Below are 17914 nucleotides of genomic sequence, written 5' to 3' on the forward strand. Positions count from 1 at the left end.
GTCGGCCGGTGTCCGTTCCGCCCGCCCGTCCGCTCAGCCGGTGGAGGCGGCCCGGCGGGCGTGCAGGACGGCGGCGTCCAGCGGGAGGGGGGAGTGGCCGAGGAGTTCGAGGCCGGCGTCGGCGAGCAGCCGGCCGTAGTGGTCGGCCCGGCGCTCGCGTCCGCCGGTGTTGCACCGCATGTGGAGGTCCCAGGCGGTGGCCAGCGAGGGCGATCCGCCGTCGTCGGGCAGCAGGCGTTCGACGATGAGCAGGTCGGCGTGGGCGGGCATCGCGCGGGCGCAGTGGCCCAGGATCTCGCGGCAGCGCGCGTCGTCCCAGTCGTGCAGCACCCGCGACAGCAGGTAGACGTCGGCGCCCGGCGGGACGTCCGCGAAGTCGCCCGTCCGGTAGGTGCAGCGGGCACCGCAGCCGGCCGCGTCCAGCCGGCGGCGGGCGGCGTCGACGACGTGCGCCCGCTCCAGCAGGATCCCGCGCAGGCCCGGGTGGGCGCTCAGCACGCGGCCGAGCAGCTCGCCGGTGCCGCCGGCCACGTCGACGACGGTCCCGGGCGCGGCGCTGCCATCGGCGTCGTCGACGGCGCTCGTACGGGCGCTCGCGCGGGCCGCGGCGGCCGTCAGGACGGGGTGGCCGGGCAGCGGTTCGAACATGGGGGAGCTCGCGGCCATCGACTGGTCGAACAGGGCGGCGAGTTCGGGATCGCGGGCGAAGTGGTCGAAGTGGTTCTCGCCGAAGAGGTGGTCGAAGGCGGGCCGCCCGGTGCGGGTGGTGTGCTCCAGGCCCTCGAAGGACCGGTAGAACGGGCCGCCGTACATCAAGGCCAGTGACCGCATCGACCCCGGTGCGTCGGCGCGCAGCAGCGCGCCGAGCCCGGTGAGGCGGTAGCCGTCGGGGTGTTCGCTCACCACGCCCAGCATGGCGAGGTAGCGCAGCAGCGCGGCGAGGGCCTGCGGATCGGCGCCGACGCGCCGGGCCAGCGCCTCGGCGGGGGCGGCGCCGCTGCGGTCCAGGGCGTCGGGCAGCGACAGCCGGGCGCAGACCGCCAGGGCCTGGGTCGTCCACGCGCCGGTGAACAGCCGCAGCAGGGTCTCGCCGAGGTCGGCTCCGCCGCGGTGGCCGGGGCGCGGGCCGCCCTGCGCCCCGAGGCGGGGGCGGCAGCCTTGCGGGCCGAGGTGGGCGTCGAGGACGTCGGGGTGTTCGCCGCGGGCGTGGAGTTCCAGCCTGCGGTAGGCGCACCGGGCGCCGGCGGGCACGGTGAAGTAGAGGACGGTGCCGTCCTCGTGCGGGTTGTAGCCGCCGCCGTCGGCCTCGGCGCCGTGCCGGGCCAGCAGCGCGCACAGGCCGCGCAGCAGCAGCGGATCCGCGGCGTGGACCTCGAAGGCGAGGTGCGCCTCGTGCTGGTGGGCCCGTTCGTGGTCGGCGAGGGCGGTGAGCGGGGAGAGCGGCGGGACGGTCAGCGCGAACACCTCGACCTCCCGGTGCTCCCGGCCGGGGCCGAGCGCCCTCGGGCGCAGGATCCGCACGTCGAGGGCGGCCGGGTCGCTGCCGTGGCGGCGGGCCAGCCGGTCCCGGACGACGACGCTGGGCACCGGCGGGGCGTCGAAGTCCAGTCCGCAGGCGGCCAGGTGGGCGTGCAGGGTCGGCTGGTCCGGGGGGAAGACCAGGACGGCGGCGTGCGCGAAGCGGCAGTGCCGGGCCGCGGCCCGCAGCTCCGGGCCGGCCAGGCCGGGCAGTAGGAGGGGGAGCAGGGAGGCGGTGTCGTGCTCCCGGACGAACGCGGCGGTGCGGCGCAGAACGGCCGCGTCGTCCCGGGGGTCCGGGGCAGGAGCCGGGCCGGGGGCCGGGGTCGGGGGTGTCGCGGCGGGCGCGGGAGTGGTCGTGGTCGTGGTCGTGGTCAACGGGGTGTCCTCGCTGGGGCGCCGGGCGTGCGGCGCCGCGGTACTGGGGGGAAGGGGGGGAGCGGAGCGGCGGAGAGGGACGGCGCCGGGGCGTGCGGCGCGGCGGGTCAGAGGCCGACGTAGTTCTCGGCGAACCAGTCCTGGTGGCTGCGCGAGGCGCGCAGGGAGGCGAGGCGGGCGCGACGGATGGATTCGTGGAAGAACGATTCGCCGTCGGGCGGTCCCGGCCGGGCGTGCAGCAGCCCGACCATCCAGTGGGAGAACTCCTGGGCCCGCCAGATCCGGGCCAGGGCCTGCGCGGAGTAGCGCTCCAGTGCCCGGCCGTCGCCGCGGGTCAGGTCGTCGGCCAGGGCGCGGGCGAGCAGTTCGGCCTGCAGCACGGCGAGGTTGGCGCCCTTGGCGGCGGCGGGGCTGATCAGGGCGGCGGCGTCGCCGGCCAGCAGCAGGGACCCGTGGCGCAGCGGTTCGACGACGTCGGACTCCAGGTCGACGACGGCGCGCCGGACGATGCGGCCGCGGTGCAGCGGGCCGTGATCGCCGGCGCGCATCCGGGTGTCGAGTTCGTCCCAGAGCCCTTCCTCGGGCAGTTCCTCGGCGCGGGTGCCGCGTTCGCACTGCAGGTAGTAGCGGGTGACCTGCGGGGTGCGGGCCATGTGCCCGGCGAAGCCGCGCCCGTGCAGCGCGTAGGCCACGGCGTCCAGGCTCGGCGGGGCCTCGGCGAGCAGGCCCAGCCAGGAGACGCCGTGGTCGCGGCGGTGGCGGCGGGCGGTGGGCGGCAGGCAGCGCCGGGCGGCGCCGTGGCGGCCGTCGCAGCCCGCCACGTAGCGGGCGCTCCAGCGGCCGGTCTCGCCGCCCGGGCCGCGCACGGTGACCGCGGGCCGGGGCCCCTCGGCGCCGTGCACGGCCAGGGCCTCGGTCTCGAAGCGGATCCGCCCGCCGGCCTCCAGGTACTGGTCCAGCAGGTCGGCGACCAGGTCCTGCTGCGGGTAGACGGTGTGCTGCTCGCCGCGGCCGAGGCGGGCGTAGTCCAGGCGGAAGTGCCCGTCGTCGGTGCGGAATTCGCAGCTGCCGTGGAGCCGGCCGCGCCGGTGCAGGTTCCCCGACAGGCCGTGCCGGTCGAGGATCCGGACGGTGTTCGCGGCCAGGAACCCGGCCCGGGCCCGGGTGCGCAGCTGCAGGGGGGTGGCGCGTTCCAGGACCGCGCAGTCGACGCCCTCGCGGTGGAGCAGGTTCGCGAGCAGGAGACCGGCCGGGCCCGCACCGAGGACGACGACGTCGGCCGTGTTCCGGGCGGTTCGGGTGTTCTGACTTTCCGTCACGGGAAATGGATCTTAATCGGCGCAAGATACATCGATCGTCGAAAATCGCCCTAAACGGTGAATAGGCGGATGATCATCCCGTCGCTGCGCACCGCGCCGGGCCGGGTTCGGCGCGCGCGCAGGCCGACGTCGCCGTCCCCGATCGCCGCCGAGCTCCGGGCCCCGGGTTCAGCGCGCGCGCAGGCCGGCGAAGACCACCTCGAAGACCCGCTCGCGGGCCGCCGGGTCGCCCGCCAGCTGCTCCGTCGCCGTACCGACCCCGACGAGCAGCGCGACCAGCTCCGCCAGGCCCACCTCGGGACGCACCGCCCCAACCCGCTGCGCCGCGGCGAGGATCTCGGACAGCTGGGCGCGCATCAGCTCGCCGGACTCCCGCAGGGAGGCGTGCACGTCGACCCCGGCCTCGGCGAGAGCGCGGGTGAACTCCTGCTTGCCGGCGGACTGTTCGACGATCAGGCGGAAGCAGGCGAAGAAGGCCTCGCCGGGCTCGGCCTCGGCGGCGAGCCGGGCGGCGCCGGCGGTGATCGTCTCCAGCCGGCGGACCACGACCGCCTCCAACAGGGCTTCCTTGGTGGGGAAGTGGCGGAAGAGGGTGCCGACGCCGACCCCGGCGGCGCGGGCGATCTCCTCGGTGGGCACGCCGATGCCGCGGGTGGTGAACACCTCCGTGGCGGCGTCGAGGAGCCTGGCCCGGTTGCGGGCCGCGTCCGCGCGCAGCGGCCGCGGCGGGGCGCCGCCGGCCCCGGCGCCGCTCATGTCGCCGCCGGTGGCGCTGCCGCTCACGTCGCCGTCGGTGGCCCCGTTCTCCTTGCGTACCGCTGGCACCGGTCTCCCCCTTCCGTCCGCGGCGCGCGCGGATCTACCCGTGGACAACCGGAGTGGTCAGTCCGTATCGTTCTAAACGGAGTCGCTGGTCCGATTCTAGCGGCGCGATCCTGGGGGTTGATCATGTCCGAAACACCGTCTCCGCGCGAGGTCGTCCTCGAACTGCTGGCGGGCATCACCGGGGGCCGGTTCACCGAGCTGGCCCGGCTCTACGCCGAGGACGCGGTCGTCGAGACCGTCTTCGCGCCGGTCGAACCGCGCGTCTTCACCGGGCGGGCCGTCATCGCCGAGCGGTTCGCGCAGGTCGGCGCGCACATGCCGATGGAGCTGCGGACCAAGAACGTGGTCGTGCGGGAGACCGACGACCCCGAGGTGGTCGTCGCGCAGTTCGACTACCAGGCGCACCACCGGCACACCGGCCGGGACTTCGAGGTCGCCAACGTCCTGGTGGTACGGGTGCGCGACGGCCTGATCGTCGACAGCCGGGACTACCACGACCACCTGGCCCTCGCCGTCGCCGGCGACGGCCTGCCCGAGCTGGTGGCCGCCCTGGAAGGCGAGTAGCACCGGGGGAGGACCGGGGGCCGGGGCCGCCGGCGGCACGATCGAAAGGCGGCGGACCCGGCCCCGGGTACGGTTCCGTACGGGCGGGGCATCGACCGCGGGTGGTGCCCGTACGGCTGCGGTCGGGCCCCATTCGACAACTTCAACAGCCCTTGAAGTCAAGCCCGCGCCGCCGCGGCGGCCCGCCCCCGGCCGCCCCCGGCCGTCCGCCGCTCGCCGCAGCGGGGTAGCCTCGCTCACGGCGGAGGCCTGCGCACGGCAGCACCGACGACGAGGCGGACAGGGCGGGGCGATGGCGGATCAGCAGCGCAGCTACTGGCGGGTGGCGGACGGTTCGGCGGTCAGCGCCCACCAGGCGCACATCGTGTGGACCCGGGCCGCCTACCCGGCCCTGGTGGACGTGGCGGGCCGCTACCACGCGGTGATCAGCTACGCGGACCTCGCCGAGGCCGTCCAGGAGGCCTCCGGCGTGCGCACCCGGATCCACCAGCGGCACTGGATCGGCAAGGTGCTGTCCCTGGTGGTCCTGGAAGCCCACCGGCGCGGCGACCCGCCGCTGACGGCCCTCGTGGTGAACGCGGCCGACGGCAAGGTCGGCGCCGGCTACCAGGAGGTCCTCGCGGTCGCCGGGCAGCCGCCGCTGTCCTCGGAGATGGACCGCGAACAGCACGCGGCCGCCGCCCGCCTGGCCTGCTACCGCCACTTCGGCGCCGACCTGCCCGCCGACGGCGGCACCCCCGCCCTCGCCCCGCGCCTGCGGGCCTCACTGGAGCGCAAGGCCGCCGCCACCGCCGGCACGGCCGCCGGCACGGCCACGGGCACCGCCACCACCGCGACCCCCGCCGCCGCGCCGCGCCCCCCGGCGATCTGCCCCACCTGCTTCCTGGAGCTGCCGGCGACCCGGGTGTGCGACTCCTGCGGGGAGACCGTCGCCCCCTGAGGCCTTCCACCGTCCGGCGGAAGGTCGGGCCGCTCCATCTCGGAGGGCGGGCCGCTCCACCGCCGAGGGCGGGCCGCTCCACCGTCGCGGGCGGGCCGCTACACCGCCGAGGGCAGGCGCCCGGGCATCCGCCAGCCCTCCGCCAGGCGGGACGGGGACAGCCGCTCGCCGCCGCCGAAGAACTCGCAGAACTTCATGATCAGCGGGTCCCAGCCGACCGGGTCCACGTAGTGGTCGGTGCCGGGCACGATCAGGCGCTCCTCCACATGGGCACGCACGACCGTCACCTCGAAGGCGGTGCACCGCTCGTTGCCCGCCAGCGGCGTCGCGGCCACCACCCGGCACTCCAACTGCACCGGGCACTCGGCCGCGCGCGGCGCCCGCACCAACTCGCCCGCCAGCTCCGTCATCCCCGCCGCCGCGAACTTGCGCCGCTCATGGCGGTAGCCCTGCTCCCGCCGCAACTCGCTGATGTACGCACGGGCGGTCAGCAGCGCGAGGGCGTTCACGGCCTCCACCTGCGCCGAGGACGGCAGGTTCAGCACGCACTCGCCCTCGCGCCGCAGGTTGACCGAGGTCTGGGAGGCGTTGCCCAGCCCCAGTACGCAGGACTGCCCCAGCCACCACGCCGAGGACACCGGCGCGAGGTTGGCGCCGCCGTCCTCGTTGCGCGAGCCGATCAGCACCACCGGGGTGCCGAAGTACAGGACCTTCAGGTCGGTGACCTTGTGCACGGGAATCGCCGTTCTCGGGAGGGGAAGCGTCGTCGATCGACGACTCTGCCCCCGCCCGGACGGGGGCGCTGGCGGCGATCGGACATCCAGTTCCCGCCACCGGCGCCCCCGGCGCCCGGCCGACGGGCCCGTCAGCCCACCGGCCCGTGGGCGGCCACCTGACGCGCCAGGCCGTCCCGCAGCCGGTACGACAGGCCCACCACGGCCGCCTTGCCCTCGGCCACCCTCGACGCCAGCACCTGCGAACGCTCCACCAGCAGGTCCACGGTCTGGCGGATGTGCTCGTCCACGATCGCGTCGCGGTCCTCGATGCCCGCGGCCCGCGCGGACAGCACGCTCGGCGTCACCCGCTCCACCACGTCCCGCACGAAACCGCCCGGCAGCTGCCCCTGCTCCAGCGAGTCCAGCGCCGCCGCCACCGCACCGCACGAGTCGTGCCCCAGCACCACCACCAGCGGGCACTCCAGCACGCTCACCCCGTACTCGATGCTGCCCAGCGCCTCCGCCCCGGTGACGTGCCCGGCGGTACGCACCACGAACAGGTCACCCAGCCCCTGGTCGAAGATGATCTCGGCGGCCAGCCGGGAGTCCGAACAGCCGAACAGCACCGCGAACGGCCGCTGCGCCGGCGCCAGGGCGGCCCGGCGCCCGGCGTCCTGGTTGGGGTGCTCGGGACTGCCCGCCACGAACCGGGCATTGCCCTCCATCAGCAACCGCAGCGCCTCCGCCGGGTCGGACACCGGGTCGGACGGGGCGGTGACCGCGGAGGCCGCGGCGGCCGCGGCGTCGGACACCTGGGCGGACATCGAATCGGATATCGGTGTGGGGATCATGCCAGCACCCTAGATCGCCCCCGGTGAGCCCCGCAGCCGGGGGGTGCGGCCCCGCCGGCGGGCGACGGCACCGCCGCCCGCCGCCGTAGCCGCCCCAAGCCCGTGGCCCGCGGCCCGTGGCCTGCGGCCCGTGGCCCGAGGCCCCGCCGCACCACCCGCCGTCGTCCCGTCCGCCCGGCCGGGACCCGCGCCCGGAGGGGAGCGGCGGCCGCCGCGTCCGTCACCGGGGGTGGGTACGGTGGCCGGTGTGTCCTCCCCCGCGCCCCGCCCCGCCCGCGTCCCCCTGGCAGACCTCGCCCGGCTGCGCCGCGCCCGCGACCGGATGGACCGCGAGTACGCGCAGCCCCTGGACGTGCCCGCGCTCGCCCGCACCGCGCTGATGTCCTCCGGGCACTTCTCGCGCAGCTTCCGCGCCGCCTACGGCGAGACCCCGTACAGCTACCTCATGACCCGCCGGATCGAGCGGGCCAAGGCGCTGCTGCGGCGCGGGGACCTGAGCGTCACCGAGGTGTGCATGGAGGTCGGCTGCACCTCGCTGGGCTCCTTCAGCAGCCGCTTCACCGAGCTCGTCGGCGAGAGCCCCAGTGCCTACCGGGCCCGCGACCACGAGGACGGCGCCGCGATCCCGGCCTGCATCGCCAAGATCCGCACCCGCCCGGTGCGGCGTACGGAAGCGAAGGACGGGAGCCCTCCCGTAGCGTGACCGCATGAGCATCGAACTCGCGCAGTGCTTCATCGCCGTCGACGACCACGACAAGGCCCTCGCCTTCTACCGCGACGTCCTCGGCTTCGAGGTGCGCAACGACGTCGGCTTCGAGGGCATGCGCTGGGTCACCGTCGGCTCGCCCGACCAGCCCGACGTCGAGATCGTGCTGGAACCCCCGCTGGCCGACCCACACGCCTCCGAGGACGACCGCCGGGCCGCCGCCGAACTCCTCGCCAAGGGCCTGCTGCGCGGCGTCATCTTCCGCACCGACGACTGCGACGCCACCTTCGAACGCATCCGCGCCGCCGGAGCCGAGGTCCTCCAGGAGCCCATGGACCAGCCCTACGGCGTCCGCGACTGCGCCTTCCGCGACCCCTCGGGCAACATGCTCCGCTTCAACCAGCCCCGCACCAGGTAGCGCGGAGGCCGGCGGCGGCCCTCCGCGGCAGTCTCCGGCGGGTCCCGGGTCCGGCGGGGCCCGGGTCCTGCCCACCCCCGTGGGGCCGGGCCCGGGAGCCGCCGGGTCAGGGGGCCGTGCGGTCCTGACGCAGGCAGGCCCGGAAGGCCTCGGCGGCGGTGACCGCGGGCAGGACCGGCCAGGGCAGCAGGCCCGCGGCGGCGGCGAGGGTGGCCGGGGTGAGGACCGGGAGGGTGGCGGCGAGGGTGAGGCGCACGCGCAGGGCGTGGGGCACCCCGGGGCTGGTAGGGCCGGTGGGGCCGGTGGGGTCGGGAGCGGTGGGGGTCATGACGCCCGCCGGGCCCGGTCGAGGAAGGTGCGCAGGTCGGCCCAGGCGTCGGCGGGGGCTCCAGGGTCCCCGGACATCGCGGCGGGCTCCTCGCGCCAGGCGGTGCGCACGGCGCCCGACAGGGCGCTGTCGCCGCCGCTGAAGAGGCGGCCGAGCTCGTCCATGCGCTCGGCGATGCGGCGCACCCGCGGGTCGGTGGGCGCGACGCCGGCGGTGCGCAGGGCTTCGGCGTTGCGGTAGAGCTGGGGCCACTCGACCTCCAGCAGGTAGTGGGCGGCGGGCCCGAGCGCCGCGGCGTGGTCGGCGAGGGCGTGGAGCTGGTCGCCGTCGAGGTGGCGCTGCAGGGCCTCCCGGGCGGCGGGGGCGGTCGGGCCGGTGTCCCCGACGGCCTGGACCAGGCGCAGCAGGTCGGTGGTGGAGGGGGCGCGTTCGGCCGCGAGTTCGCCGTGCACGTGGGCGAGGCGCTCGCGCAGGGCCTGCAGGGCGGCGAGGGAGGCCTCGATGGCGGCCAGGTGCTCGCGCACCAGCCGCACGGGGTCGACGCCGGCGTCCAGGCAGGTGGCGATGGTGTCCAGGCCCAGGCCCAGGCGGCGCAGGGCGAGGATCTGGTACAGGCGGACGACGTCCTGCTCGGTGTAGGCGCGGTGGCCGGAGGCGGTGCGCCGGGAGGGGACGAGCAGGCCGATCTGGTCCCAGTGGTGCAGGGCGCGCACGGTCAGTCCGCTCGCCTCGGCGAGCGGGCCGACCTTCCAGGTCTGTTCGGTGGACATGGCACGAGCATCCCTCCTGACGTCGCGTGAGGTGCAAGGCCGGGTGTCAGGCCGCGGTGGTGCGGGCCGGCACCGGGTGCGGCAGGTGCGGAGGGTGTGCCCGGCCCGGGCCGGGGGGCGGAGTGACGGCCCGGAGTGACGCCCTTTCCGCAGGCGGGGGCCGCCGGTCCCGGCGTCGGGTGCACGGGTACGGGACGATGGCGGCATGGACGACACCCGACAGATGATCAGCTCCGGCTCCCCGCTCGAACCGCGGATCGGCTTCTCCCGGGCCGTGCGCAAGGGCTCCCACGTCGCCGTCGCGGGCACCGCCCCCATCGGCGAGGACGGCACCGTCGTCGGCCAGGGCGACGTCCACGCCCAGACCGTCCGCTGCCTGGACATCGCCGAAGCCGCCCTCAACGAGGCCGGCGCCTCCCTGACCGACGTCGTACGGACCCGCATCATGCTCACCGACATCGGCCGGTGGAAGGAGGACGCCCGCGCCCACGGCGAACGATTCGCCACGATCCGCCCGGCCTGCACCTTCGTGGAGGTCTCGCGCTTCATCGACGAGCGCTGGCTGGTCGAGATCGAGGTCGACGCGATCCTGGACTAGCTGTTCCGGCCCGTGGGCGCCGTCGTCGGCGTCGGCATGGGCGCGGGCGTGGGCCCGGCCGTCGTGGGCGGGGGTGTCGTCGGCGCCGGTGTCGTGGCGGGTGCGGGGTCCATCAGGGTGTGCAGGAGGTCCTTGCCGAGGGTCAGGCCGGTCTGTGACTCGTCCGGCAGCCCGTAGTCGTCGTACCAGTCGGCCGGCGCCTCCGGGTGCGGGCCGCTGACCGCTACCCGGCCCGCGCCGTACGGGGTGACCACGACGGCGGGCCGGCCGCCGGGGTAGCGGGCGAGGACCTCCGTGCCCGGGCCGTCGACGTCGAAGGACGGGCCGTCCTGGAAGTACATCCGCTGCGGGCGGCCGCGCCACAGGACGTCGACGAGCTGGTCCCGCTCGTCGGTCACGCTCGCACCCGGGGAGCGGACGTACGGGCCGGAGTCGCCCGGCAGGAGGTCGTAGCCCGGGTCGCCGGCCAGGTAGCCGCCCATGCACAGTCCCAGGTAGTGCCCGCCGCCGCGCACGTACGCCCGCACCAGCTCCGGGGAGAAGCCGGGTTCGCGCCCCAGCAGGCCCCACGCGGTGTCCACCTCCTGCCCGTTGGTGCCGCCGGGCTGCACGTACACCGCCACCCCGCTCAGCGCGGACGGGCCGAAGCGCACCCGCTCCTTCGGCCCGACGTAGCGCACCGCGAACCCGTCGCGCTCCAGCATCGTCGCGGCCGCCTCCGGGCACCCCTCGCAGGCCGCCGGCCCCCGGTACACCAGCGCCAGCGGCCGGTCGTCCTCCCGCACCGGCGTCCCGCCCCCGCCCGCGGGGCCGCCCGCACACCCCGACACCACCAGCACCGCCGCGGCGGCCACCGCCGCACCGCGCACTCCCCGTCCTCCGCGCCCACCACGCACTCCGCGCACGCCCGCCCGTCCCTCGGACCGTTCCCGACCCCCGCCTGCGGGCCGACGTTACGTCCCGGCGGGCGCGCGCCGCGAACCCGCCCCCCGATCGGGCGAGTTCGCGGCGCGCGCCTTGACGGACCGGGGGCGGGCACGTCTCAGCCGTCCGCCCGCCGCCGGCGCCGCAGGGAGTCCACCACCGCCGACAGGTCCTCCTCGGCGATCGACGGGTCCGCCAGCAGCACCTCGCGGGCCGCCGACAGCACCGGGCCGCCGCCCGCCAGGGCGAGGTCCTTCGCAGCCAGCCGCACCGGGAAGTCCGAGTCGGTGCTGTGCGCCCGGGCCACCACCCCCGCGAGCGGCCCGGCCGCCAGCACCTCCCGCGCCGCCTCCGGCGGCACCCCCAACTCCCCGGCCACCGCCAGCACTTCACCGACCACCGTGACCGAGGCCACGATCGCGCCGATCGCCACGGTCTTCAGCGCCGCCCCCGACCCCGGGCCGCCGCAGCGCCGCACCCGGCCCAGGCGCTCCAGCACCGGCCGCGCCCGCTCCAGGTCCGCGTCCTCGCCACCCGCGAGGACCAGCAGCTCACCGGCCGCCGCCGGGCCCACACTGCCCATCACCGGCGCGTCCACCATCCCCACGCCGTACGGGAGTCGGGCGCGCAGGGCGGCGGTGGCCTGCGGCCCGATCGAGGACATGTCGATCCACAGCGTGCCCGGCGCCAGCTCGGCCGTGAACCGCGCGGCGACCTCGGTGACGGCCGCCGGGTCGGACAGCATCGTGACGACGACCTCCGCGCCCCGCACCGCCTCGGCCGGGGACGCGGCCTCGGTCAGGCCCCCGGCGCGGCCGGGGGAGCGGTTCCAGACGGTCAGCGGGTGGCCGGCGGCGGCGAGGCGACGGGCCATCGGCAGGCCCATCCGGCCCAGCCCCAGAAAAGCGATCTTCTCCATGGCCCCCACGCTAGGCAGCCGCCAGGCAGGCGACAAGCGAATGTCCCGCATGATAGCCATGCGCAATGGACATGGCTTGGCTGGACGTCTTCCGCACCGTCGCACACCTCGGCTCCTTCACCGCCGCCGGCGAACGCCTCGGCTTCACCCAGTCCGCGATCTCCCGCCAGATCGCCACCCTGGAAAGCGAGTTGGGCACCCCGCTGTTCGACCGCCTGGCCCGCGGCGTCCGGCTCACCGAACACGGCCGCGCCCTGCTGCCGCACGCCGAAGCCCTGCTCGAACGCCTCGACACCACCCGCCGCGACCTCGCCGCCCTCACCGAACTCACCGCCGGACACCTGCGGGTGGGCGCCTTCGACAGCGCCAACGCCGCCCTCGTCCCCGGCGCGCTCGCCGCCTTCCGCGCCGCGCACCCGCACGTCGCCATCAGCCTCACCGAAGGCCTCTCCGCCCACCTCCTGGACCTGCTCGCCAACGGCGCCATCGACCTCGCCCTGGTCGCCTCGTACACCCAAGACGCCTACGACGGCGACCAGTTCGACCTCCGACCGCTGCTGGACGACCCCGTGCTCGTTGCCCTCCCGCCCGAGCACCGCCTCGCCGGGCGCCGACGCCTGCGCCTGGCCGAACTCGCCGACGAACCCTGGATCGCCGCCCGCCGCCACGCCGAATCCACCCTCCTCGCGGCCTGCCTGCGCAGCGGCTTCCGCCCCCGCATCGAATACGCGGTCGGCGCCTGGACCGCCAAACTCGGCCTCGTCGCCGCCGGCCTGGGCCCCACCCTCATCCCCTCCCTCGCCGCCCGCGCCGCCCGCCCCGACATCGCCCTCATCCCCCTCCACCCCGACGACACCCCCGTCCGCCGGGTGTGGACGGCGACGCGGCGGGGGCGGCGGGTGACGCCGGCGGTGGCGGGTTTCACGGGGTTCCTACGGGAGGCGGCGGGGGCGGGGGTGTAGGGGGTGCTGTGGCTCGGGGGGTGTGGACGGCGACGCGGCGGGCGCGGCGGGCGACGCCGGCGATGGCGGGGCCGGGGTGGAGGGGGCCGGAGCGGCGGAAAGGGGCCGGGGGACCCGGTGGCGTCCGGCGCGGAGATCGGGAAGACTCGCCCGCATGGTCTCGGTACTGCAGAACGTGGCGATCGACTGCGCGGACGCCTATGAGCTGGCCCGCTTCTGGAGCAAGGTGACCGGCCGTCCGCTGGACCCGGACGACCGGCCGGGCTCCCACGAGACCCAGGTGATGCTCGCGGAAGGCCCCGTCCTGTACTTCAACCAGGTGCCCGAGCCCAAGACGGTCAAGAACCGGATCCACCTGTGCCTGCGCCCCGAGACCTCCCGCGACGAGGAGGTGGAGCGCCTCCTCGCCCTCGGCGCCACCCTCGTCGCCGACCGCCGCAACCCCGACGGCTCCGGCTGGGCCGTCCTCGCCGACCCCGAGGGCAACGAGTTCTGCGTCCTGCGCAGCGCCGCCGAACGCGCCGCGGCGACGGACACCTGACCCGACGTGCCGTCAGAGCCCGCGCGCGCCGAGCGCGGTGCGGGCGGGCGCGGTGCGGGCGAGGGCGGTGCGGGCGGGCGCGGTGCGGGCGAGGGCGGTGCGGGTGAGCGCGGCGATCTCGTCGGGGGTGCCGACGGCGTCGACGGTGACCAGCAGGCCCTGGCGGGCGTAGTGGCGGGCGACGGGCGCGACCGCCGCCTCGTGCAGGCCGAGGCGAGCGCGGATCCTCTCCTCGGTGCCGGCTTCCCACCGGTGGCGCCCACTGCGGCAGAGCCGTTCCGCCTCCTCCTCGGGCAGGTTCAGGCGCACCACCGCGTCGAGAGGGGTGCCGAGTTCCCGCAGCAGATCGTCCAGGGCGAGCGCCCGGGCGGTGTCGGGTGGGCGGTTGAGGAGGACGAACTCCGCGGGCGCCGTGCGGTGCAGGTGCTCGCGCAGGACCTCGGTCGCGAACTCGTCCGGGAACCGGCTGCCGGACTCGATGATCCCCGCGGCCCGCAGGCCCAGTTCCGTGCGTCGGCTCAGGTGAGCGCGCATCAGGTCGCCGAGGCGGATGACCGGCACTCCCAGCACCGGGGCCAGCGCATCGAGCGGGGATTCCCCTCGCCACGCCGGCGGCTGCAGGAGGACGAGTCGGGACACGGGACCGCATCCTGCCACGGCGCCGCCGAGGCCGTCCACGGACGTGCGCGGGCGGTCGCGGTGCCGGCGGCCATCGCCCGAGGCGGCCGATTCGTTCAAGGCCGCCGGGCCGGTCCTCGCCTACGGTCGGGGGCATGACCTGGGTGAACGACAGCATGCTCGAACGGGCCGGCCGGTTCCTGTGGACCTCGGGGCGGGTGCTGGAACAGCGCCGCTACGCCTTCCACTTCGACGGCGCCGGGCCCCAGGGCCCGCTCGCCGCGCTGGACGCCTACGCCACCGGCGACGGCGGGTACGCCTTCGGCCTCGAACCCGACGTGCGCGGACCCGCCCCGCAGCCCATCGCCGTGCCCTCCGCCCTGCGAGTCCTCGCCGAGACCGGCGCCCTGCACGGTGAGCGGGCCCGGCGGATCTGCGACTGGCTGGCCGCGCACACCACCGCCGAGGGCGGCGTGCCCAGCGTCCTGCCCAGCCTGCGCCGCTACCCCCGCCCGCCGTTCCTGCCCGTCCCCGACGAGCCCGCCGCCGACCTCCTCGCCACCGGCCAGATCGCCGCCCCGCTGCTGCGCGCCGGCATCGACCACCCCTGGGTCGCGGCGGCCGCCGACTTCTGCCACCGCGCCGTCGAACACCTGGAGCACACCCACCCGTACGAGGCCGGCGCCGCCGTCGCCTTCCTCGACGCCGCCCCCGACCGCGAGCGGGCCCGGCGCCAGGCGCACCGGCTGGGCGAGCTGGTGCGCGCGCAGCGGATCGTCCTGCTCGACCCCGACCACCCCGAACAGGCCCGCGTCGCCGCCGGATACGCCCCCGGCGAGCACCACCTGCCGCACGACTACGCGCCCACCCCGGACAGCCTGGCCCGGCAGTGGTTCACCGACCGCGAACTGCGGGCCGGCCTGGCGCACCTGGCCGGCCTGCAGCAGGAGGACGGCGGCTGGCCGATCCGCTGGGCCCGCTGGTCGCCCACCACCGAGGCGGAGGCCCGCCCCGGCGTCACCCTCGCCGCGCTGCTCACCCTGCGGGCCTACGACCGCGCCGGCCCGGCCCGTGCTTGACCTCAAGCGGACTTGAACTCCTGTCGGTACCGTGGACGACCGGCCTGGTGCTGACTTCCCCCGCACCTTGCCGTAGACCGGCTACAAGCAGCTTCGCCGAATCGGTGACCGCCAGGTCAACCCTCTACGGATTGCTTGTCCTCAGGACCCATCCCATGTCAGCGAGCGTCTGAGAAATCGGGACGTACCACATTCCGTTGAAGCACCACGGCGTTCGATATCCACCGTCGGATGCCGTGCGGCCGTTGCAGTTGGTCTCCTTCTCGAGTGACGTGATGGTTCCGCGGGCCTGGACCTTGCTTCCGTCTATCGCGACCACGGGTCCGCCGCTGTCCCCGTTGATAGCGGCGATGTCGTTCGGGTCCGTCTGGACGACCTCGTCAGCAAATTTGCGCCAGATCTGGTTGGGACCCTGAATCTGCCGGTCAACCTGAAGGACGCGGAGGCCGCAGTGAGCGCCCGAGTTGGCCGCGGAGTGGCAGACGTAGTCGCCTATATTGTTTCCGCCGTAACCGGATACCTGAACGGCATCACCATCATTCGGGTCATTCCATGGGCCACCGTAGACGTATCCACCCGAATGCTGCATGTCGTGGGGGACGATGCCGATGGTGTCGTCTGCGGCGTTTCCGTCACCCTCGTTGGCGTATCCCATGTACTGATTGCTGTACCAGGTCCTGTACGAGCCTGCGCCGCAGTGCCAGGCAGTGGTGACAAAGTTCTTGTAGTTGGCCGAGGGGCTGTAAACCCCGAAGCCAGTGGAGCAGATGTGGCCGGGCCCAGCCGGGGCACGCCGGCGCCGCCGTACCAGGGCTCGGAGTCTGCGCCACGCGTCAGGTCCTCCACCATAGCTTGGTGGTGGGCGTGGACTTCCACACCAGCGACGGCCGATGCGATGGCTTCCACATGTGGAGTGAGTTCTTCGGCGGAGAGCAACGGAAGGATGGCGCGCGTCTCGGGTGCGCCCTCGTCGTCTGTTTCATAGCCGAGGTCGAGGCCACTTCCGTCAAGCGACGGCCCGATGCTGTTGATGTGGCTCGGCCTCTTCGCCGCGATGGGCATCGGCTTGCCGTTCGGCAGCAGCTTCTCACGTGCTGTGTGCAGTTCGGCTTTGGAGTACTTGGCGGGCACGACCTGGACACTCACGCCCGGCGGAAGGTCTTGGAGCGTGTCGCGAACTGTGTCCGGGAGCTCTCCCTTCCAGTGCAAAGTGATGCGACTGGTTCCCGGGTCCACCTCGACCTCGGAAAATCCCGGAATCCGATCCCGGTTCTGCTCATCCTGCCCTGCAGTGATGTGGTCGACTACCCTGTCGAGAGCTTCCTGCTTTTTCATGAGCTCGACGACGTCCGGCTTGGCTGCTCCTCGCAACGTGGCCGCATCGGTGCCGCCGGTGGGCAGCTTCTTCTGGGGCGCGTGGCCCGCCTGGGCCGGCGCTGCGGTGGGTATTTCTCTCCCTGATATGGCGATCGCTGGGGTGATTGCGGATGCTGACGCCAGCAGGACGGTCGCCAGGATTGTCCACGTTCGACCGGAGTTGCCTTTCTGGGCCATTAAGTCCCCCCAAATAGGATGCCATTAGGCGTCGTGAACGATGCTGCACCCCGCACCGTAGCGGCGTGAGAGGGCAGAGCGCACCTCAGATAAATGCCCCATGGGTCCCCTTGTGGAACATTTCGGGCGCACCGTTTAGACTTTGCCATTTCTCGGCAAATGAAAGCGGTGCGTTGGGGTTATTTGCCCGGAAAGCGCTGTTTGCTGACTCGCTTGACTTTGCACACGCTATGCCGCAAGCATGGTCATGACCGCCGGGGAGGGCCCGTGACGCAAAGCACCATCCGTCAGATAGCCAAGCGCGGAAGACGAAATCGTCTGGCCGCTTTGGCCGCCATAGCCATCCTTGGCGGCGGGTTCGCGACGACTGCTTGGTGGATGAATCGGGCTCCTGAAACGAAGGTCTACGAAGGCCCCGTGGCCGGCCACCCGCTCCTTGTCAGCTCCGACGGCCAGACCTTGACCCTCAGTATCGGCTGGGGATGCGAAAAACAGCCCCAGCTCGTGGCACGCGAGTCCGCGGGCATGGTGAAGATCTCCCTGCGGCACACGGTCCCCCCAGGGTTCTGCGACCCGGGTGGCATCGGACAGATCGCGATCCACCTGAACCAGCCGCTCGGGACCAGGGCGCTGAACGACGCCACCGGCAAGCCCGCCGTCCACTTCGACGAGCGCGATCTTCGCCGGCCTGCGTTCCTGCCAGAGAACTACTACCCCTATCCGGCGGGCAGCATGGTCCAGCTTCCCGGCCTGGCCCCGCTCCCGACCGACACTCCTGCGTGGGCCAGCGGGTACACGCTGGGCACAGGGGCCGACGTGCAAGGGTCTCTGATTGTCAGCCAGATCCTCCGGAGCAGCACACCACCGGACGGCCGAGCCGCCACCGTCAAGGGCCACCCCGCGACCATCACGTCATCGAATCCCCAAGGCGGGCCCCGTTCGCTGACATGGTCGGACGGGACCTACACCTACATCGTCACCACCGGCGGCCCGCCACGACTCTCAGACGACGAACTCATCCACGTCGCAGAGAACCTCGGCAACTGACTAACGTAGGGTGGGGGCCGCCGTCAGACGGGTCCCGCCAGCGCCCCGCGGTTGCGCCTGCACTGCTCGGAGCAGCACACTGCCCAGCTGTGCCTGGGCACCGTCCGGACCATCGACGTCCGCGTCGACGCATCCCCATGGTGCAGCACGACCAGAAGCCTGGCGGCTGGCCTGCAGCAGGAGGACGGCGGCTGGCCGATTCGCTGGGCCCGCTGGTCGCCCACCACCGAGGCGGAGGCCCGCCCCGGCGTCACCCTCGCCGCGCTGCTCACCCTGCGGGCCTACGACCGCGCCGACCCGACCCGTACTTGACCTCAAGCGGGCGCCGGCCCGGCTCGT

At 74.5% G+C, this 17914-nt stretch carries 22 protein-coding genes; 11 read left to right on the top strand and 11 right to left on the bottom strand.

Annotation, left to right across the window (positions count from 1 at the left end; all coding sequences use genetic code 11):
• Positions 1 to 33: 33 nt before the first annotated feature.
• The 3 genes from ACZ6Y7_RS28590 to ACZ6Y7_RS28600 form a co-directional block, all read right to left on the bottom strand.
• Positions 34 to 1896, bottom strand: a complete 1863-nt coding sequence (locus tag ACZ6Y7_RS28590; protein ID WP_465760827.1) for a methyltransferase — start codon at positions 1894 to 1896, stop codon at positions 34 to 36.
• Positions 1897 to 2003: 107 nt separating this feature from the next.
• Complete coding sequence (locus tag ACZ6Y7_RS28595; protein WP_465760828.1) at positions 2004 to 3215, bottom strand: 4-hydroxybenzoate 3-monooxygenase; 1212 nt, start codon at positions 3213 to 3215, stop codon at positions 2004 to 2006.
• Positions 3216 to 3383: 168 nt separating this feature from the next.
• Positions 3384 to 4040 carry a TetR/AcrR family transcriptional regulator gene (locus tag ACZ6Y7_RS28600; RefSeq protein ID WP_465760829.1) on the bottom strand — a complete coding sequence of 219 codons (657 nt, stop codon included), beginning with the start codon at positions 4038 to 4040 and terminating at the stop codon, positions 3384 to 3386.
• A 123-nt stretch (positions 4041 to 4163) separates the two neighbouring features.
• On the opposite strand from ACZ6Y7_RS28600, the gene ACZ6Y7_RS28605 reads away from it, so the two are divergent.
• Positions 4164 to 4604 (top strand): nuclear transport factor 2 family protein, encoded by a 441-nt coding sequence (locus ACZ6Y7_RS28605; protein ID WP_465760830.1) that lies wholly within the window; start codon positions 4164 to 4166, stop codon positions 4602 to 4604.
• 292 nt (positions 4605 to 4896) lie between these two features.
• Positions 4897 to 5544 carry a hypothetical protein gene (locus ACZ6Y7_RS28610; RefSeq protein ID WP_465760831.1) on the top strand — a complete coding sequence of 216 codons (648 nt, stop codon included), beginning with the start codon at positions 4897 to 4899 and terminating at the stop codon, positions 5542 to 5544.
• A 98-nt stretch (positions 5545 to 5642) separates the two neighbouring features.
• Here ACZ6Y7_RS28610 and ACZ6Y7_RS28615 read toward each other — a convergent pair whose 3' ends face one another.
• Positions 5643 to 6278: a flavin reductase family protein gene (locus tag ACZ6Y7_RS28615; protein ID WP_465760832.1), complete on the bottom strand. Its 636-nt coding sequence runs from the start codon at positions 6276 to 6278 to the stop codon at positions 5643 to 5645.
• 131 nt (positions 6279 to 6409) lie between these two features.
• Positions 6410 to 6985 (bottom strand): carbonic anhydrase, encoded by a 576-nt coding sequence (locus ACZ6Y7_RS28620; protein ID WP_465760976.1) that lies wholly within the window; start codon positions 6983 to 6985, stop codon positions 6410 to 6412.
• Between the two features lie 448 nt (positions 6986 to 7433).
• On the opposite strand from ACZ6Y7_RS28620, the gene ACZ6Y7_RS28625 reads away from it, so the two are divergent.
• Complete coding sequence (locus ACZ6Y7_RS28625) at positions 7434 to 7814, top strand: helix-turn-helix transcriptional regulator (RefSeq protein ID WP_465760977.1); 381 nt, start codon at positions 7434 to 7436, stop codon at positions 7812 to 7814.
• A gap of 4 nt (positions 7815 to 7818) precedes the next feature.
• Entirely contained in the window at positions 7819 to 8235 is a 417-nt protein-coding gene (locus ACZ6Y7_RS28630; protein WP_465760833.1) for a VOC family protein, read from the top strand.
• A gap of 106 nt (positions 8236 to 8341) precedes the next feature.
• Here the strand turns inward: ACZ6Y7_RS28630 and ACZ6Y7_RS28635 are convergent, their stop codons facing one another.
• Both ACZ6Y7_RS28635 and ACZ6Y7_RS28640 read right to left on the bottom strand, forming a co-directional pair.
• Positions 8342 to 8563 (bottom strand): hypothetical protein, encoded by a 222-nt coding sequence (locus ACZ6Y7_RS28635; RefSeq protein ID WP_465760834.1) that lies wholly within the window; start codon positions 8561 to 8563, stop codon positions 8342 to 8344.
• Positions 8560 to 9333, bottom strand: coding sequence for a MerR family transcriptional regulator (locus ACZ6Y7_RS28640; RefSeq protein ID WP_465760835.1), 774 nt, complete (start codon positions 9331 to 9333; stop codon positions 8560 to 8562). The genes ACZ6Y7_RS28635 and ACZ6Y7_RS28640 overlap by 4 nt, the downstream gene beginning before the upstream one ends.
• 205 nt (positions 9334 to 9538) lie before the next feature.
• Between ACZ6Y7_RS28640 and ACZ6Y7_RS28645 the strand changes: the two genes are divergently transcribed.
• The gene (locus tag ACZ6Y7_RS28645; RefSeq protein WP_465760836.1) at positions 9539 to 9931 is read left to right on the top strand and encodes a RidA family protein; all 393 of its coding nucleotides are present in this window, start codon (positions 9539 to 9541) and stop codon (positions 9929 to 9931) included.
• Here the strand turns inward: ACZ6Y7_RS28645 and ACZ6Y7_RS28650 are convergent.
• Positions 9928 to 10800 (bottom strand): BPL-N domain-containing protein, encoded by an 873-nt coding sequence (locus tag ACZ6Y7_RS28650; RefSeq protein ID WP_465760837.1) that lies wholly within the window; start codon positions 10798 to 10800, stop codon positions 9928 to 9930. The genes ACZ6Y7_RS28645 and ACZ6Y7_RS28650 overlap by 4 nt on opposite strands.
• A gap of 173 nt (positions 10801 to 10973) precedes the next feature.
• Entirely contained in the window at positions 10974 to 11774 is an 801-nt protein-coding gene (locus ACZ6Y7_RS28655) for an NAD(P)-dependent oxidoreductase (protein WP_465760838.1), read from the bottom strand.
• Positions 11775 to 11839: 65 nt separating this feature from the next.
• Here ACZ6Y7_RS28655 and ACZ6Y7_RS28660 point away from each other — a divergent pair, with 65 nt between their 5' ends.
• Together ACZ6Y7_RS28660 and ACZ6Y7_RS28665 are read left to right on the top strand one after the other, a co-directional pair.
• Positions 11840 to 12736 carry a LysR family transcriptional regulator gene (locus tag ACZ6Y7_RS28660; RefSeq protein WP_465760839.1) on the top strand — a complete coding sequence of 299 codons (897 nt, stop codon included), beginning with the start codon at positions 11840 to 11842 and terminating at the stop codon, positions 12734 to 12736.
• Between the two features lie 154 nt (positions 12737 to 12890).
• Positions 12891 to 13277 (top strand): VOC family protein, encoded by a 387-nt coding sequence (locus ACZ6Y7_RS28665; RefSeq protein ID WP_465760840.1) that lies wholly within the window; start codon positions 12891 to 12893, stop codon positions 13275 to 13277.
• A 12-nt stretch (positions 13278 to 13289) separates the two neighbouring features.
• On the opposite strand, the gene ACZ6Y7_RS28670 is transcribed toward ACZ6Y7_RS28665, so the two are convergent.
• On the bottom strand, positions 13290 to 13916 hold the full coding sequence (locus tag ACZ6Y7_RS28670; RefSeq protein ID WP_465760841.1) for an adenylate kinase family protein: 627 nt from the start codon (positions 13914 to 13916) through the stop codon (positions 13290 to 13292).
• A gap of 134 nt (positions 13917 to 14050) precedes the next feature.
• On the opposite strand from ACZ6Y7_RS28670, the gene ACZ6Y7_RS28675 reads away from it, so the two are divergent.
• On the top strand, positions 14051 to 14974 hold the full coding sequence (locus tag ACZ6Y7_RS28675) for a hypothetical protein (RefSeq protein ID WP_465760842.1): 924 nt from the start codon (positions 14051 to 14053) through the stop codon (positions 14972 to 14974).
• Positions 14975 to 15098: 124 nt separating this feature from the next.
• Here the strand turns inward: ACZ6Y7_RS28675 and ACZ6Y7_RS28680 are convergent, their stop codons facing one another.
• Positions 15099 to 15866: a trypsin-like serine protease gene (locus ACZ6Y7_RS28680; protein ID WP_465760978.1), complete on the bottom strand. Its 768-nt coding sequence runs from the start codon at positions 15864 to 15866 to the stop codon at positions 15099 to 15101.
• Between ACZ6Y7_RS28680 and ACZ6Y7_RS28685 the strand changes: the two genes are divergently transcribed.
• The 3 genes from ACZ6Y7_RS28685 to ACZ6Y7_RS28695 all read left to right on the top strand — a co-directional run bounded on the left by ACZ6Y7_RS28685 (position 15839) and on the right by ACZ6Y7_RS28695 (position 17887).
• Positions 15839 to 16435 (top strand): hypothetical protein, encoded by a 597-nt coding sequence (locus ACZ6Y7_RS28685; protein ID WP_465760843.1) that lies wholly within the window; start codon positions 15839 to 15841, stop codon positions 16433 to 16435. The two genes, ACZ6Y7_RS28680 and ACZ6Y7_RS28685, sit on opposite strands and share 28 nt — an antisense overlap.
• Before the next feature lie 360 nt (positions 16436 to 16795).
• On the top strand, positions 16796 to 17575 hold the full coding sequence (locus ACZ6Y7_RS28690) for a hypothetical protein (RefSeq protein WP_465760844.1): 780 nt from the start codon (positions 16796 to 16798) through the stop codon (positions 17573 to 17575).
• Positions 17576 to 17626: 51 nt separating this feature from the next.
• Positions 17627 to 17887 carry a hypothetical protein gene (locus ACZ6Y7_RS28695; RefSeq protein ID WP_465760983.1) on the top strand — a complete coding sequence of 87 codons (261 nt, stop codon included), beginning with the start codon at positions 17627 to 17629 and terminating at the stop codon, positions 17885 to 17887.
• Positions 17888 to 17914 lie beyond the last annotated feature (27 nt).

The organism is Kitasatospora sp. NPDC053308 (assembly GCF_055585785.1).

Bases quoted from the DNA above. Each gene is read 5' to 3' on its own strand.
- ACZ6Y7_RS28620 (WP_465760976.1), bottom strand. From the start codon at position 6,985: ATGGAGGGCAATGCCCGGTTCGTGGCGGGCAGTCCCGAGCACCCCAAC.
- ACZ6Y7_RS28655 (WP_465760838.1), bottom strand. From the start codon at position 11,774: ATGGAGAAGATCGCTTTTCTGGGGCTGGGCCGGATGGGCCTGCCGATG.
- ACZ6Y7_RS28625 (WP_465760977.1), top strand. From the start codon at position 7,434: ATGGACCGCGAGTACGCGCAGCCCCTGGACGTGCCCGCGCTCGCCCGC.
- ACZ6Y7_RS28630 (WP_465760833.1), top strand. From the start codon at position 7,819: ATGAGCATCGAACTCGCGCAGTGCTTCATCGCCGTCGACGACCACGAC.
- ACZ6Y7_RS28605 (WP_465760830.1), top strand. From the start codon at position 4,164: ATGTCCGAAACACCGTCTCCGCGCGAGGTCGTCCTCGAACTGCTGGCG.
- ACZ6Y7_RS28635 (WP_465760834.1), bottom strand. From the start codon at position 8,563: ATGACCCCCACCGCTCCCGACCCCACCGGCCCCACCGGCCCTACCAGC.
- ACZ6Y7_RS28665 (WP_465760840.1), top strand. From the start codon at position 12,891: ATGGTCTCGGTACTGCAGAACGTGGCGATCGACTGCGCGGACGCCTAT.
- ACZ6Y7_RS28660 (WP_465760839.1), top strand. From the start codon at position 11,840: ATGGACATGGCTTGGCTGGACGTCTTCCGCACCGTCGCACACCTCGGC.
- ACZ6Y7_RS28640 (WP_465760835.1), bottom strand. From the start codon at position 9,333: ATGTCCACCGAACAGACCTGGAAGGTCGGCCCGCTCGCCGAGGCGAGC.
- ACZ6Y7_RS28610 (WP_465760831.1), top strand. From the start codon at position 4,897: ATGGCGGATCAGCAGCGCAGCTACTGGCGGGTGGCGGACGGTTCGGCG.
- ACZ6Y7_RS28675 (WP_465760842.1), top strand. From the start codon at position 14,051: ATGACCTGGGTGAACGACAGCATGCTCGAACGGGCCGGCCGGTTCCTG.
- ACZ6Y7_RS28645 (WP_465760836.1), top strand. From the start codon at position 9,539: ATGGACGACACCCGACAGATGATCAGCTCCGGCTCCCCGCTCGAACCG.